We start from the raw sequence: 14,532 nt of genomic DNA, 5'->3' as shown, positions 1-14,532 counted from the left end.
GCACCGAGAGGAGGTGCGCCAGTTCTCTTCGTACGCAGGCGATAAGGAATCCAGATCAACTGGAGGCGATGCGCCACCACGCTGGCAGCAGCGCACGCACCCCTGGCTGAGCAAAGCGGTCGTCCAGCAGGTGCACGACGCCACGATCGTGTTCGGTACGGATCACACGGCCCGCGGCTTGCACGACCTTGCGCAAGCCCGGAATCAGGTACGTGTAATCGAAGCCATCGCCGTAAAGCGTATCCATGCGTGCGCGCATCGCCTCGTTCAGGGCGTTCACCTGGGGCATGCCGAGCGTGGCGATGAATGTGCCGATGAGGCGCGTGCCCGGCAGATCGATGCCCTCGCCGAACGCGCCGCCCAGCACCGCGAAGCCAATGCCGCAGCCGCCTTCCACGAAGCGCGCGACGAAGGCCTGCTGGCCCGCTTCGTCCATCGTGCGCGACTGAAGCCACACGTCCACTTGCGGATGGCGAGCCATGAACCCATCGGCGGCTTGCTGCAAGTAGTCGTAGCTGCTGAAAAAGCATAGATAGTTGCCGGGGCGCTCGGCGTATTGCGCCGATACGCGCGCGACCAGCGCTTCGAGCGAACGCTCGCGGTCCTTGAAACGCGTCGAGATATGGCGGGCAATGTGGACGTCGAGTTGCTCGGCGCGAAACGGCGTGTCGATGTCGATGCTCACCGTGTTGGCGGGCAGGCCGAGCATGTCGCTGTAGTAGTGCGTGGGCGAGAGCGTCGCCGAAAAGAGCGTCATGCTGTGCGCGGTGGCGATGCGTGGGCGCAGCGCATTCGCGGGCACGATATTGCGGATCGCGATCGTCGAGCGCGGGCGGCGCGCGCTCTGCTGCGCAAGCGGCGTGACGTCGAAGAGCGAATGCGTATCGAAGCGTTCGGCGATACGCGTGAAGTGCAGGGCATCGAAATAGAAGCGTTCGAGCTCGGGGTCGCGCACGAGCGCGGGCTCGGCGAACTGATCGCCAATCGCGCCGATCACTTCGCCGAGCGCGGCGACGAGGCCTTCGGGCAAGGTGTCGCTCGCTCGCCAGGCGCCGGGCTGTACTGCGTTTTGCGCATTCCAAAGCTTTTGCAGCCGCGCGAGCGCGCGCTTGAGCGGCGCGCTCGCGGCGCGGCGCACGGTGTCGATGCGCGTTTGCATGAGTTCCGCCGAGTACATCGCGCGAGCGCGCTCGGGGAGATTGTGCGCCTCGTCCACGAGCACGCTCGCGCGCCACTGGTTGTGCGCGGCGAGCATGAACAGCATGGCGCTCGCGTCGAACCAGTAGTTGTAGTCGCCGACGATCACGTCGCTCCAGCGCGCCAGTTCCTGGCCAAGATAGTAAGGGCAGACGGCGTGCTCGCTCGCCACCTCGCGCAGTGCTGTGCGATCGAGCCGCACGCGTTCGAGCGCCGCCGCGCGCGCGGCCGGCAGTCGGTCGTAAAAGCCGCGCGCGAGCGGGCAGGATTCGCCATGACATGCCGCTTCGGGATGCTCGCAAGCCTTCTCGCGCGCAACGAGTTCGAGCACTCGCAAGGGAATGGTCGTTCGCTGCGAGTCGGCGGTGGCTTCCTTTTGTGCGATGGTCAGCGTGGCGAGCGCGTCGAGCGCCAACTGGCGCCCTGAGCTTTTCGCGCTCAGAAACACGACCTTGTCGATGGCCGCGCGCGGGCAAGCCTTCAACTGCGGAAAGAGCGTGCCGATGGTCTTGCCGATGCCGGTGGGTGCTTGCGCGAGCAGGCAGCGCCCCTGCGTGGCCGCGCGCCAGACGGCTTCGGCGAGATCGCGCTGGCCGGCGCGAAATTGCGGGTGCGGTAGGCACAGCGCGGCCAGCGCGGCGTCGCGCGCAGTGCGGTGCGCGCTTTCCTGCTCGGCCCATGCGACGAAGCGGCGGCATTGCGTTTCGAACGCGGCGCGCAGTTCCGACGCGCTTGCCTGCTCGACCAGCGCCGTTTCGCGGCCCGAACCGATGTCGTAGTACACCAAAGCGAGTTCGAGTCCATCGAGGCCGAGCGTGTCGCACAGGAGCGCGCCGTAGACGCGCAACTGCGCCCAGTGAAGCGCGCGCTGATTTTCACGCATCGCTTCGAGGTCGCCGCGATAGGTCTTGAATTCTTCGAGCCTGCGGCGCGCGGGGTCGTAGCCGTCGGCGCGGCCGCGCACGGTGAGCGATTCGAACGTGCCGGAAAGCGCGATCTCGGTTTCGTAGCCGGGCGCGCGCCTGGCGGCGATGGCCGCGTGGCCGGCGCGACCGTCGCTTGCATCGGGCGAGGGCGTGAAGCGCAAGTCGAGGTCGCCGCGCTTTGCAGTGAACTCGCACAGCGTGCGCACGGCGACGGTGTAGCTCATGACGCGCGCAGCGCCGATGCAGCGTTTTCGTCGGTCTCGTCAGCCAGATCGGGCCAGCGCACCTGCAACACGGAAACCGGCATGCCGTGCTGTGCGCAATACGCAAGCCAGCGACGCTGGTTGTCCTGCAGGCGGTCGCCGGGGCCTTTCACCTCGATCAGTTCATAGCGCCGTTCGTGCGGCCAGAAGCGCACGAGATCGGGCAGGCCCGAACGGTTGGCAACGGGTTCACGCAGCAGCCGCTCGAACCACAAGCGCAGATGCGCGGCGGGAAAGCAATCGAGCGCGAGCGCGAGCAGTTCGTCGCTCAGTGCGGGCCAGGCGACGAAGGGCGACTGGATGCCGGCCTTTTGTGCATAGCGCCGCTGGATCGAGTCGCGATACGCGTGCGTTTCGAGTTCGGCGAGACATGTTTCGAACTGCGAAGCACGGCGCGCGACGAAGTCGGCGGCGTGCAGGTCGGCGGGCCCGCGCTGGAACGGATGGAAGAACGCGCCGGGCAGCGGCGCGAACAGCGCGGGCCAGCAGAGCAGACCGAAGAGGGCGTTGATCAGCGTGTTCTCGACGTAAAACACCGGCGCCTGCGGCGTAGCGAGCGAGAGGCGCGCGGCTTCCTCCACACGAAGCTCCCCGGGCGCGGCCGGCAGCGTGAGTTCAAGCTGCACGAAGCCCGAATCGGTGCCCGTTTTCGACTTCGCCCGCGTGCGCGCGAGACGCCCGAGCGTGCGCGCCGCGCGCTGCGCTTCCTCTTCGTTTTCCGGCGCATCGGCAATGGTCTGCGCGAGCGCGAGCGCCTCTTCGCGGCGGCTCAACTGTTCGAGCACGCGCACGCGGCGGTAGCGCGACTCAGGATGGCCGCAGTCCAGATAGGCGCGCCACGCGAGTTCGGGTTCGCCCGCGCGCTCGGCCGCGAGCCCTGTGGCGTGACGCAGCTTGTCGTGGCGAGCGCGCAGCCACACGTTGGCATGCGTGCGCGGGGCCAGTGCGTCGAGCGCATCGAGCGTCGTGGCAATGGCAGTGGCAGCGTCGAAGTCCCCGGTCTGGGTGGCGCTGTCGAGGCCGTCGCGGCAATCGCGTAGCGCGAGATACGTGTCGATGTCCTCGCGTCGCTGGAACGCGCGCGAGTCGCGATCGAAGGGCACGCTTTCGTAGCGATAGACGCCGAGGTCGGCAAGCACGAACTCCGACCAGTCCTGATGCAGGTTGCCGAAAAACATGAGGCGCAGGCGCTCGCAGAGCGGGGCGCTCGCGAACAGCAGCACGGTGTCGGGCGAGGACGGAAACCACCCCTGCCAGTCGCGCGGGCCGGGTGCGGCGGCGTAGTGCGCCTCGAGCGCTTCGAGCGCGGCCGTGCGCGTGGCGCGCGGTTCCAGCGCGACACCGAGGTGCGCGGCGAGCGTCTGCAGTTCGGCTTTCGTCACGAGCGCGGCGAGCGAGTCGAGATCGAGCACGGGCGCTGCGTCGAGCCAACCCGCCGCAACGAGCGGGGCCGCCGCCGCGCGCGGGCAGCCGATTTCGTCGTACGCGAGACGGCTGGCGCGGAAATGAGGCCCCTTGCGCATCAGCATGCGCACGAAGAGCGCGCGCGACGCTTGGGGCATGCGCGCGAAATCGTCGGCGAAGCGGCGCTCGGCGGCGTCGAACAGATCGGCGCAGCGTGCCTCGAGCCACGCTAGCGCGCGCTCGAAGTTCGCGAGGTAGTAAAACGGATCGGGAGAGTCGGGAAGCACGCGCGGCACTGTACGGATATACAGCAGCGATGATAGCAGGGTCGCGCGCGAGGGCGAGCGCCGTAAGGGATTCCCCGCCCCGTACGCTACAATTGCCGCAGCCTGAAAAACGGATGAGCAATGAACAAACGTAACGCATGCTTCGCCGGCCTCGCGGCCGCCGTCACCCTGCTCGCGGGATGCGCGGCGCAGTACCGCAACATGAGCACCTGCGAAGAGGAGATGCGTAACCGCCTTGCCGATACGACGCTCGGCGACCTGAAAGTCACGCACAGCGCGACGACGTATCGTGGCGCGCGCGTGGTGATCGAAGGACAGCTCGAGAACGGCGCGGCGTCGGCCGCTGCTGCTGCGTCGGCGCCATCTGCAGCTTCGGCTGCATCGGCAGCCGTGTCGGCGACCGGGCAGAGCGCCCAGGCGGGGCCGTCGATCACGGCGCCATCGGTGCAGGCGGGGGCGTTGCCCGGCACGATTTCGGTTCCCACGGCTCCCGTCGCTCAGGACGGCGCCGCGGGGGGCAAGCCGACCACGCCGGTTGCGGCGCTGGCTGCGAAGCTCGGCATCAAGAAGGCCGTGGTCACACCGACGGCAGCGGAGTGCACCTTCAACGAATCTGGCCTCGCGACGTTCCGCTGGCTCGCGCCGGCGCCGCTCGCAAAGACCACGCCCGACCCGAACGCCGCGAACGACTAAGGCGAATTCACGCTGTTGGCCGTGCCGTTTCGCCGTCCGCGCAATCTGCGCGCATGAAGGCCTCGCGAGAGGCCTTCGTCGTTTGTGACGGCCGTTGCCGTTGCCGTCGCGCTCAGAACGCGAAGAACGGACCGTTGCCGGCAGGCGTGACCTGCGAGGCGATCGCCGTGAACACGCGCCGCCCGAAGAAGAACGGCAGCCCCCAGCCGAACGCGCTCGCGTTGTAGCCGGCCAGATTGCCGAATGCCCAGTTGCCGGTGGCGAACAGTGTGGTCGAACTCGTCACGGAGAAGGTCACCGAAGCGCCCACGCCGTCGATGCCGGCTATCGTCGCGCCGAAGCTTGCGGGCGAGCTCGGGCAATACCAGAAGCCGCAGCGCGTCATCGTCGAGCTGTTGAAGTAGAGCGCGTTCGAGCCGGTGTCGAGATAGCTCAGCGAGTAGACGGTGCCGTCCGATGTCGTCGTCTTCACATACCCCGTGCCCGAATTCGCGCGCAGTACGCTCGCGCTGCCGAGCGCATTGTTCGCCTGCGAGCCGATGCCGAAAATCATCGACCCGCTCACCTCGGACGCGCCGCTGTCCGCCACGGCAGGCAGGTCGATGACCACGCCGTTGTTGTCGGTGGCAAAGGCCGCCACCGGGTTGCTGACCTGCTGCGCGAGCGGTTGCGCGCTCGCCGTGCAGCCGCTCGCCGGGCACGCGTAGTACCACGGCGTGGCTGCCGCCCTCACGCAGGTCGCGCCGCAGTCGGCGCTGAACGGTCCCACGCCGAGGATGCCGTTCGAGCGCAGCGTGGTGGCGCTGTTCATGGCGAGACCGCTGCCGGCGCAGCCGGCCGGTGCGGAGGCGGGCACGGCCGGGTCGGCGATCAACTGGATCGGCAGGGCGGCGGCCACTTCGCCCGCGAGTTTCACGTCGGCGCTGCGCACCGCGCCCCACGTGTAGCCCGTACCGAACACGGCGCATTCACCCGCGATGTCGGCGCCCGCGCCGGCCGGCACGGCGGGCAACGCGAATCCCGCCGGCAAAGCGGAAGCCAGCAGGCGCAGGCCCTGCGAGCCAGTATCGACCTGCACGTTGGCGACGCTCGCGCAGTTCGTGGTGCCCGGCACGCAAACCGTGACGCTCGCCATCAGCATGTTGCGCGTCGAAGTGGGCGTGGGGCCGACGGTGACGGCCACGACGTTGGGCGTGGTCGATTGCGGCACCGTGCCGCTCGTGCTCGTGGTCGACGGCGCGCTCGCGGGGCTTGCCGCGCTTGCTGACGACGGGGCGCTAGCGGGTGCGCTGGCGCCTGTGCTCGCGGCGGCGGTGCCACTGCTTGCGCCACCGCCACAAGCCGTCAGCAAGATGCACAGCATGATGACGACGGCGTTCTGCCCGATGCCGGGCGCGCGCGATCGGCGCTGGGTGCGGGCCTTCATTGCAGGTCCCCAACGCCTACGCCCGCGGGCAGCGCGGCGGGCAGCCACGCGCGTCCCACGTAGGCGCGCATGTGGCCGGCCGTCTCCACCACGACCTGCGCGCCGTCCACGCGCCCGGCGTGCAGGCCGTCGCGGCCGGCGGCGTGAAGCGCCGTGGCGGCGCTGCGCCAGTCCGCTGCGTAACGGCCCAGCAGCGTTTCCACGTTGGGCTGAGCCGGCCCCTGCCACGTGTACGCGAAGACCGTGCCGGTGGCGTTCCCCACATATTCGTTGATGGTCGTGCCACCGTCGTCGACATAGCTGACGACGCGCGCCGCGCCGCCGCCGATAACGCGCTGCGTGGCGCCGGCCGGCACCGCTGCAATTTCGCCGAGCGCGGCGCGAGCCGGCGTGGCGGCGAAGCTCAGGCAACTGAGCGCGCAGGCGAGGGCCGCGGCGCGGCCCGCCTGGGTGAGGCTGCAAGTTTTCATGACGCTCTCCGGTCCTGCTTTTTATGAATCTCTTTTTTTGAGATTTCGCTGTGAAATTAGCACCGGGGTCGTTCTCGCAAGCCTCCCAGAACGGCAGAGCGACGTAACGCAAAATGGCGCCCTGACGTGGTTTCGAGTTAGAGCATTGATCCAAAAGGGATTTGCTGGAGATTCAGCAGTCGCGTAGTTTCGAATCGAATGTGGGTGAATGTTACGGATAGGTGGATTTGGGGCGTCACGCGCACGGTCGCGCGTGCTTCGCCTCGGCAGAAGCTGGACCCCGATTCAGTGCGACTCCGTGGTTTTTGCACATCGGGCCGCCGGACCGGTAAAATGTTTGGTTGATCCACGGAAACTGGCCGTGGCGTAGCCGAAGGGATTACCCGAACATGAGTGATTTTCATCAACGTCTTGCCGCACGCGCGCTTGCGCTTCTGATGGCGGGCGGGCTGGTCGCCGGCTGCAGCTCGCCGACGCCAGGCAAGATCGATTACCGCAGTGACGCCAAGGCGAAGCAGTCCTCGCTCGCTGTGCCGCCGAACATGCTCGACGAAGCGTCCGACCAGCGCTCGCTCGCGCCGCAGGGCGGCGAAACTTCGCTGTCCTCGCTCAAGGAGACCCAGGCCGCGGCGCCGGCGTCCGACCAGAGCCAGGTGGTCCCGCAAGTGCCGGGCATGCGTATCCAGCGTGACGGCACGGAAAGCTGGCTCGTCATCGACAGCCGCACGCCCGACCAGGTCTGGGCGCAGGTGCGCCGCTTCTGGCAGGAACAAGGCTTCCTGCTCGTCGTCGACCAGCGCGACAAGGGCGTGATGGAAACGGACTGGAACGAGACCCATCCGAAGATCAGCGACGGTCTGATCCGCAACACGCTGTCGTGGGCCACGGGCAACTCGTACGTGACGGCCGAGCGCAACAAGTACCGCACGCGCCTCGAAACGTCGCCTACGGGCGGCACCTACGTGTTCATCAGCCAGAAGGGTCTGAGCGAACAGCTTTCAGGCACCAATAACGACACCAGCAAGTGGGTGCCGAAGCCCAATGATCCGGCGCTCGAAGCCGAATACCTCAAGCGCCTCATGATGACGCTCGCGAACGCGAAACCGGGCGTGCCCGACGCGCAGGTCGCAGCCGAAGCCGACGCCAAGGCCAACAGCAAGGGCACCGACGCGAAGTCGAAGGCTCCGGATGCCGCCGCGGCCGCCGTGGCCGCGCAAAACGTCGCCGCCGTCGGCCAGCAATCGGGCAGCGGCTCGAAGGCGGGCGCCCAGGGCACGTCGGGTCAGTACACTTCGACCGAACTCACGCTCGGCGAGCCGTACGACCGCGCCTGGGTGCGCGTGGGCATTGCGCTTGATCGCGCCAACTTCACGGTGGACGACCGCGATCGCACGAAGGGCATCTACTACGTGCGCTATGTCGATCCGAAGGATCTGAGCTCGGACGAGCAGGGCTTCTGGAACCAGATCTTCCACGGCCGCAAGGAAAAGATCGCGAAGCAGTACAAGCTCAACGTGCGCGCCGTGACGGACAACCAGACGCGCATTGCGATCGTCGACGACAGCGGCCAGATCGACTCGTCGCGCCCGGCGCAGGAGATCATGAGCCTCGTGGTCGACGAACTGCATTAAGCCTTGCGCTCAAGCCAGCAAGCGCTGGCTTGTGTGGCAAAAGAAAAACCCGCCTGCGCTTCGCCGCGCAGGCGGGTTTTTTCATGCGTGCGCAGTTCGGCTCAGTGCGGAATCATCCAGGTGAATACGTTCTGCTGCAGCCACACGAGGATGCCGAGCAGCACCGTCAACAGGATCGAGTGCTTGAAGGTCTTCGCGAACACATGGCCTTCCTGACCCTTGAGGTCCGTGGTGGCGACGCCGGTCGAGATGTTTTGCGGCGAGATCATCTTGCCCATCACGCCGCCCGACGAGTTCGTCGCCGCCATCAGGATGGGATTGAGGTTGAGCTGTTTCGCGGCCACCACCTGCAGGTTGCCGAACAGCGCATTGCCCGACGTGTCGCTGCCCGAGAGGAACACCGCGACCCAGCCGAGAAAGGCTGAAACCAGCGGGAAGAACGCGCCGACCGAAGCCACGCCGAGACCGAGCGTATAGGTGAGCCCCGAGTAGTTCATGAGGAACGCGAGCCCGACGATGGTCGCGACCGTGAGGATGGCGATGCGCGTCTGCCCCCAGGTATCGACGATCGCGCTGCCGAAATCGGCGGGCTTCAGGCGCACGACGAACGCGGTGATGATGGCCGCAACGAGGATCGCCGTGCCGGTGGCGAGCGGCTGGAAGTCCCAGATCGCGCCATAGGGCGTGTTGTAGAGCGTGATGAACACGGCCTTGTCGAGGCCCGGCCACGGCACTTTCACGTCGCCGATCGTAAAGATCTTCGCGACGGTCCAGATGATCACCACGGCCGCGACGATGATCCACGGATACCAGCCCTGCGCACCCGTCACGGCGCCGCGCGTTTCCTTCGCGCGATCGACCTTGATGGCGAAGCGCGGATCGGGCACAGGCTTCCATACGCGCAGGAACAGGATGGTGAGGATCAGCGAGACGAGCGACGAGAGCACGTCGGTGAGGCTGTAGTTGATGAAGTTGGCGGTGACGAACTGCGTGAGGGCGAAGCTGCCGCCCGCGACGAGCAGCACCGGCCAGATGCGCAGCATGCTGCTCACGCCCGCATAGATCGCGATCACGTAGAACGGCAGCAGCAACGCGAAGAACGGCAGCTGGCGGCCGACCATCTGGCCGAGCAGATCGGCGGGCAGGTGCGTCACGGCGCCGAGCACGGTGATCGGCACGCCGAGCGCGCCGAACGCCACAGGCGCCGTGTTGAAGATGAGCGTGAAGGTCAGGGCTTCGAGCGCCGGGAAGCCGAGCATGATGAGCAGCGAACTCGTAATGGCGACCGGCGTGCCGAAGCCGGAAATCCCTTCGAACAGCGCGCCGAACGAGAAGCCGACCACGACGAGCACGATGCGCCGGTCGTTGGGCAGATTGTCGAGCAGCCACATGCGAAACGCCGCGAAGCGGCCCGAGCGCAGCGCGATGTTGTAGAGCAGGATCGCCGTGACGACGATCCACATCACCGGCCAAAGCGCGAACACCACGCCCGCGAGCACCGAGCTGATCGCGAGATTGACCGGAAACTGCCAGCCGGCGATCGCGACGATCAGGCCGACTACGAGTCCTGCGAGCGAGGCTTGCCATGCGGGCCGCCGCGCCCAGCCCAGCAGGGCCAGCACGGTGACAATGGGCAGCACGGCGATGAGAAACGAAAACAGCAGCGAATTGCCGATAGGGGTCAGCAGCTGGTGGAACATCACGTCTCCTTTATGCTGGTTCGTTATCGGCGCAGCAATGCGGCAGCGTGCGCCGGGGCGCGTCGTCGGCTGTGGAGTTCGGTGCCCGGCCAGGCGGCCGAGTTAAGGCAGTGCTTCAATCCCCGCTAGCCCACTTGGAGGATAGAGAACGAAACGGGAGCGTCAAGGAGGGAAAGTACGGTCCGGCACCGTTTTACGGTGAGCCTCGCGTCGTCGTTTCGCGTGTGAGCCTATGTGAGCCTCAGTGATGCCAGTGTCCGCGGCCGCCGCTCCAGTAGCCGAAACCGAATGAGATGGCGGGCGCGCCCCAGCCCCAGCCGTACGCGGGGTAAGGGTAATACGCTGGGTAGGCGGCGGGATAAGCCGGATAAGCCGGATAAGCGGGCCACGCAGGCACGGCAATCGCAACGGGCTGCGTGGAATAGAGCGGACCGGGATACTGTGCGTCGGGCACGGCAACCGGCGCGGGGTTCGGCGCGGTTTGTACGACTGCGGTTTCCTGCTGGGTGGCGGCTACGGGCACGGTGCCGTAGTAGTAGGGCGGGTAGCCGTAGGGGGCGTAGTAATAGCAGCCGGAAAGCGCGGGGAGCAGGGTCGCGGCGGCGATCACAAGCACTAACGGACGTTTCATGGCGGGCTCCGCGAATGGCGAACGGCCGCGCAGGGTTATCGCGTTCGGGCTCGGGCCGTTTGATCGTTCGAGCTTACGCCGGACCGGGGCGTTTTGCGTTGCGGCTCGTGAACGGAATGTTTCAAGCGAATCGTTCAAGCGCATGTTTCACGTCGCGCGTGCGTTGACGCTTGACCCACGCAAACGCGGCGCAGCCCGTGTGGGTCTGCGCCGCGCATCCTTCCCTGATGCACGCCTTGAATGGCGTGTTGCCTGTCGTGTCGTTACGGTTGCGTGCCGTCGCATCGATCGTGAGGCTAAACGCGTAGCCGCATCGTCGGTTCGTCCGGCCTTAGGCCTTAGTGCTTGCCTTGATGCTTATTTGCCAACCTGATTGCCGATCAAGCCGCCGACTGCCGCGCCGCCCACGGTGGAGAGCGCATTGCCGCCAATCGCAGCGCCGGCCACGCCGCCCACACCCGCGCCGATGACCGTATCGCGGTCGCGTCTCGACATGTTGTCGCATGCAGTCAGGCTGCCCAGCACAGCGACGAGTGTCGTTACCGTGAGCAGCATGCCTGCGCGTTTGAGTGTTTTCATGGGTCGACTCCCTACGCATAGTGCGTTTGAGTGTGAGGTGCGACATGCGCTTTGCGCGCACGCCGCGCCTTCAATACCCTCATCCTAGGCAGCCAACCCGTATCCGGGTGTGTGCGCTTGTCAGAGAGTTGTGGGAGTCGTTAGAAAATGTATCGGCGGGCCGCAAGGGCCCGCCTGGGACACGGTGAGCTTACTGGCGCTGATAAATCTCGGCGCCTTGCTTGATGAACTCGACCGCCTTCACTTCCATGCCTTTTTTCAGGGCTTCGTCGTCGCTCACGCCTTGCTTCGCGGCGAAGTCGCGCACGTCCTGGGTGATCTTCATCGAGCAGAAGTGCGGGCCGCACATCGAGCAGAAATGCGCCACCTTGGCCGAGTCCTTCGGCAGCGTTTCGTCGTGGAACTCGCGCGCCTTGTCTGGATCGAGACCGAGGTTGAACTGGTCTTCCCAGCGGAACTCGAAGCGCGCCTTCGACAACGCGTTGTCGCGCACCTGCGCGCCCGGATGACCCTTCGCAAGATCGGCCGCATGCGCCGCGAGCTTGTACGTGATGATGCCTTCCTTCACGTCGTCCTTGTTCGGCAAGCCCAGGTGTTCCTTCGGCGTGACGTAGCAAAGCATGGCCGTGCCGAACCAGCCGATCATCGCAGCGCCGATGCCCGAAGTGATGTGGTCGTAGCCCGGCGCGATGTCGGTGGTGAGCGGCCCGAGCGTGTAGAAGGGCGCTTCGTCGCACCAGTCGAGCTGGAGATCCATGTTCTCCTTGATGAGCTGCATCGGCACGTGGCCCGGGCCTTCGATCATCACCTGCACGTCGTGCTTCCACGCGATCTGCGTGAGTTCGCCGAGCGTCTTCAGTTCGCCGAGCTGCGCTTCGTCGTTGGCGTCGTAGATCGAGCCGGGACGCAGACCGTCGCCGAGCGAGAAGCTCACATCGTATTCCTTCATGATTTCGCAGATCTCTTCGAAATGCTCATAAATGAAGGACTCCTTGTGATGCGCGAGGCACCACTTGGCCATGATCGATCCGCCGCGCGAGACGATGCCCGTCATGCGGTTCGCGGTGAGCGGCACGTATTGCAGGCGCACGCCCGCGTGGATCGTGAAGTAGTCCACGCCTTGTTCGGCCTGTTCGATGAGCGTGTCGCGGAACATCTCCCACGTGAGGTCTTCGGCCTTGCCGTTGACCTTTTCGAGCGCCTGGTAAATCGGCACCGTGCCGATCGGCACCGGCGAGTTGCGGATGATCCACTCGCGCGTTTCGTGAATGTGCTTGCCGGTCGACAGATCCATGACCGTGTCGCCGCCCCAGCGGATCGCCCACGTCATCTTGTCGACTTCCTCGCCAATCGACGACGTGACCGCCGAATTGCCGATGTTGGCGTTGATCTTCACTAGGAAGTTGCGGCCGATGATCATCGGCTCGCTTTCCGGGTGGTTGATGTTCGCCGGGATGATCGCGCGGCCGCGAGCGATTTCCTCGCGCACGAACTCGGGCGTGATCGCCTGAAGGGCATTCGCGCCGAAAGCCGCAGCGCCGAACGCCTGGCCCGGATGCTGGCGGCCCATCATCGCGGCGAGCTTCGCACCGTTCGGGCCGCTGGCCTTGAGGCTTTCCAGATACTCGGCGCGGCGCTGGTTCTCGCGAATCGCGATGTACTCCATTTCCGGCGTGATGATGCCTTGACGCGCGTAGTGCATCTGCGTGACGTTCTTGCCGGCCTTCGCGCGGCGCGGCGTGCGATGCAGGCCCGGGAAACGCAGCTCGGCAGTCGCGGGGTCGGCGGCGCGCTCGCGGCCGTATTCGGAGGAGAGGCCCGGCAGCGCTTCGGTGTCGCCGCGCTTTTCGATCCAGCTCTGGCGCAGCGCGGGCAGGCCCGCACGAATGTCGATCTTCGCTTCCGGATCGGTGTACGGACCCGAGGTGTCGTAGACGTAGATCGGCGGGTTCTTCTCGCCGCCGAAGCCCGTGGGCGTATCCGCCTGCGCGATTTCGCGCATCGGCACGCGGATATCGGGCTGCGAGCCGGTCACGTAGATCTTGCGGGAATTGGGCAGCGGCGCGATCGCGGCTTCGTCGACGTGCGCGTTGGCGGAAATGAACTTCGGATTCGCGTTCATGCGTCTCTCTCTCCATGCAATGCAAAGTGGGAACAGCGGCTTAGCAGGAGACGAGACGGAACGTGGACGGACTTCGCTGTGATGGATGAGGCGTTGAGCGATGTTGCGAAGTCCGGACGCTTCCCTGCGCTGGCATTATCCAGATCAGGTTCAAAGGGTATTTCTCACCCGCGAAATACGCTGCACGACTTTCGTTCGATGCGGCGCATGACACAGGACCCCCGCGTAAGCAAGGCCAAACGATACACCGCGCTGCGACGATCTGGCAAGTGCCTTTGCGCGCGAGATGTGTCACGCGCGCGGAGCTTACAGCGTGAAATCCTTCGAGGCTTCGGGCTGAAACAGGATGCGTTCGATCTTCAGTGTTTCGACCGCGCCGCCCGGCGTCGTGAAGCGCACGGCGTTGCCCCGTTTGGCGCCGAGCAGCGCGAGGCCGGCTGGCGAGAACACGTTCAGGCGCCCGGCGTCGACGTTCGCCTCATGCGGATAGACGACGGTGTACGTGAGGGCGTCGCCGTTGCGCTCGTCCACGAGCGTCACCTGCGAGTTCATCGTCACGACATTGGCGGCGACGTCGCGCGGCTCCACGATAACGGCGTGTTCGAGCAGTTCGTCGAGCATGGTTTGACGGGCGGGTGCGGCGCCGGGTTCAGCGGCGCATTTCTCGAGGCGGGCGACGTCGAGTTCGGTGAGGTAGCGGATTTTTTGCGACATGATGGTTCTCCTTGCGATCCAGATGAAAGTCGAGGTAAGGGCGAGGGCTGGCGGGCGAAATGGCGCAATGGGGCGCGGGCCGCAGCGGGGCGCAACGGATCGGCCCGGAGCCCGACCGAACGGCTCCGATGGGTTGGGGAGGCAGGTTCAGTGCGGACGCCGGGCGGCGGAGAGCGGGACCGACAGGTGATGCAGGGCAGGCAGGGCGCGCGCTCGAGTGGACAGCGGCCGCGCCGCCGTTCGCTCGCGGCCGGCTCGCGCACGCGCCGGCGCGCTGCGCGAACTGCGCGGCGGCAAGACGGGGACGGGACGCGAGACGAGCGAAAGCATGGCGAACGGCGTGTCTGAAGTCGAGTGAATGAAAGTAAAACGAAAGATTTGGCCATGCTAGCACGATCTCGCAAACCTGGCGCGATGCTGCCGCAGCACCGCGCCAGGGTGCGCGATCGGCCATTCCGGCTCGCGCGTCGCATTGTGACGCGAACGCAA

The 14,532-nt window shown here is 66.1% G+C and carries 11 protein-coding genes and 1 riboswitch; of the genes, 2 read left to right on the top strand and 9 right to left on the bottom strand.

Annotation, left to right across the window (positions count from 1 at the left end):
• Positions 1-55 precede the first annotated feature (55 nt).
• Together U5A52_RS12895 and U5A52_RS12890 are read right to left on the bottom strand one after the other, a co-directional pair.
• A complete protein-coding gene (locus tag U5A52_RS12895) occupies positions 56-2,347 on the bottom strand; it encodes an ATP-dependent DNA helicase (protein WP_321934944.1) in 2,292 nt (763 codons plus the stop codon).
• Complete coding sequence (locus tag U5A52_RS12890) at positions 2,344-4,077, bottom strand: VRR-NUC domain-containing protein (RefSeq protein WP_321934943.1); 1,734 nt, start codon at positions 4,075-4,077, stop codon at positions 2,344-2,346. Before U5A52_RS12890 ends, U5A52_RS12895 begins: the two co-directional genes overlap by 4 nt.
• A 120-nt stretch (positions 4,078-4,197) precedes the next feature.
• Here U5A52_RS12890 and U5A52_RS12885 point away from each other — a divergent pair, with 120 nt between their 5' ends.
• The gene (locus U5A52_RS12885) at positions 4,198-4,770 is read left to right on the top strand and encodes a hypothetical protein (RefSeq protein ID WP_321934942.1); all 573 of its coding nucleotides are present in this window, start codon (positions 4,198-4,200) and stop codon (positions 4,768-4,770) included.
• A 112-nt stretch (positions 4,771-4,882) separates the two neighbouring features.
• On the opposite strand, the gene U5A52_RS12880 is transcribed toward U5A52_RS12885, so the two are convergent.
• Entirely contained in the window at positions 4,883-6,196 is a 1,314-nt protein-coding gene (locus U5A52_RS12880; protein ID WP_321934941.1) for a DUF3443 domain-containing protein, read from the bottom strand.
• Positions 6,193-6,666: a DUF2844 domain-containing protein gene (locus U5A52_RS12875; RefSeq protein ID WP_321934940.1), complete on the bottom strand. Its 474-nt coding sequence runs from the start codon at positions 6,664-6,666 to the stop codon at positions 6,193-6,195. Before U5A52_RS12875 ends, U5A52_RS12880 begins: the two co-directional genes overlap by 4 nt.
• A gap of 389 nt (positions 6,667-7,055) precedes the next feature.
• Between U5A52_RS12875 and bamC the strand changes: the two genes are divergently transcribed.
• On the top strand, positions 7,056-8,297 hold the full coding sequence (gene bamC, locus U5A52_RS12870; RefSeq protein ID WP_321934939.1) for an outer membrane protein assembly factor BamC: 1,242 nt from the start codon (positions 7,056-7,058) through the stop codon (positions 8,295-8,297).
• Between the two features lie 101 nt (positions 8,298-8,398).
• Here bamC and U5A52_RS12865 read toward each other — a convergent pair whose 3' ends face one another.
• From U5A52_RS12865 to U5A52_RS12845, 5 genes are all read right to left on the bottom strand, one after another.
• On the bottom strand, positions 8,399-9,997 hold the full coding sequence (locus U5A52_RS12865; protein ID WP_321934938.1) for an L-lactate permease: 1,599 nt from the start codon (positions 9,995-9,997) through the stop codon (positions 8,399-8,401).
• A 241-nt stretch (positions 9,998-10,238) separates the two neighbouring features.
• On the bottom strand, positions 10,239-10,628 hold the full coding sequence (locus U5A52_RS12860) for a hypothetical protein (protein WP_321934937.1): 390 nt from the start codon (positions 10,626-10,628) through the stop codon (positions 10,239-10,241).
• Positions 10,629-10,985: 357 nt separating this feature from the next.
• On the bottom strand, positions 10,986-11,207 hold the full coding sequence (locus U5A52_RS12855) for a glycine zipper 2TM domain-containing protein (protein ID WP_321934936.1): 222 nt from the start codon (positions 11,205-11,207) through the stop codon (positions 10,986-10,988).
• A gap of 190 nt (positions 11,208-11,397) precedes the next feature.
• Positions 11,398-13,329 carry a phosphomethylpyrimidine synthase ThiC gene (gene thiC / locus U5A52_RS12850; protein WP_321934935.1) on the bottom strand — a complete coding sequence of 644 codons (1,932 nt, stop codon included), beginning with the start codon at positions 13,327-13,329 and terminating at the stop codon, positions 11,398-11,400.
• A gap of 103 nt (positions 13,330-13,432) precedes the next feature.
• Positions 13,433-13,562, bottom strand: a riboswitch (TPP riboswitch).
• Between the two features lie 73 nt (positions 13,563-13,635).
• A complete protein-coding gene (locus U5A52_RS12845) occupies positions 13,636-14,043 on the bottom strand; it encodes a GreA/GreB family elongation factor (RefSeq protein WP_321934934.1) in 408 nt (135 codons plus the stop codon).
• Positions 14,044-14,532: the final 489 nt, after the last annotated feature.

The sequence above is a fragment of the Paraburkholderia sp. J8-2 genome, assembly GCF_905220195.1.
In the GTDB taxonomy this organism is placed as follows: Bacteria; Pseudomonadota; Gammaproteobacteria; order Burkholderiales; family Burkholderiaceae; genus Paraburkholderia.
This window is presented reverse-complemented; position numbering and strand designations above follow the sequence as displayed.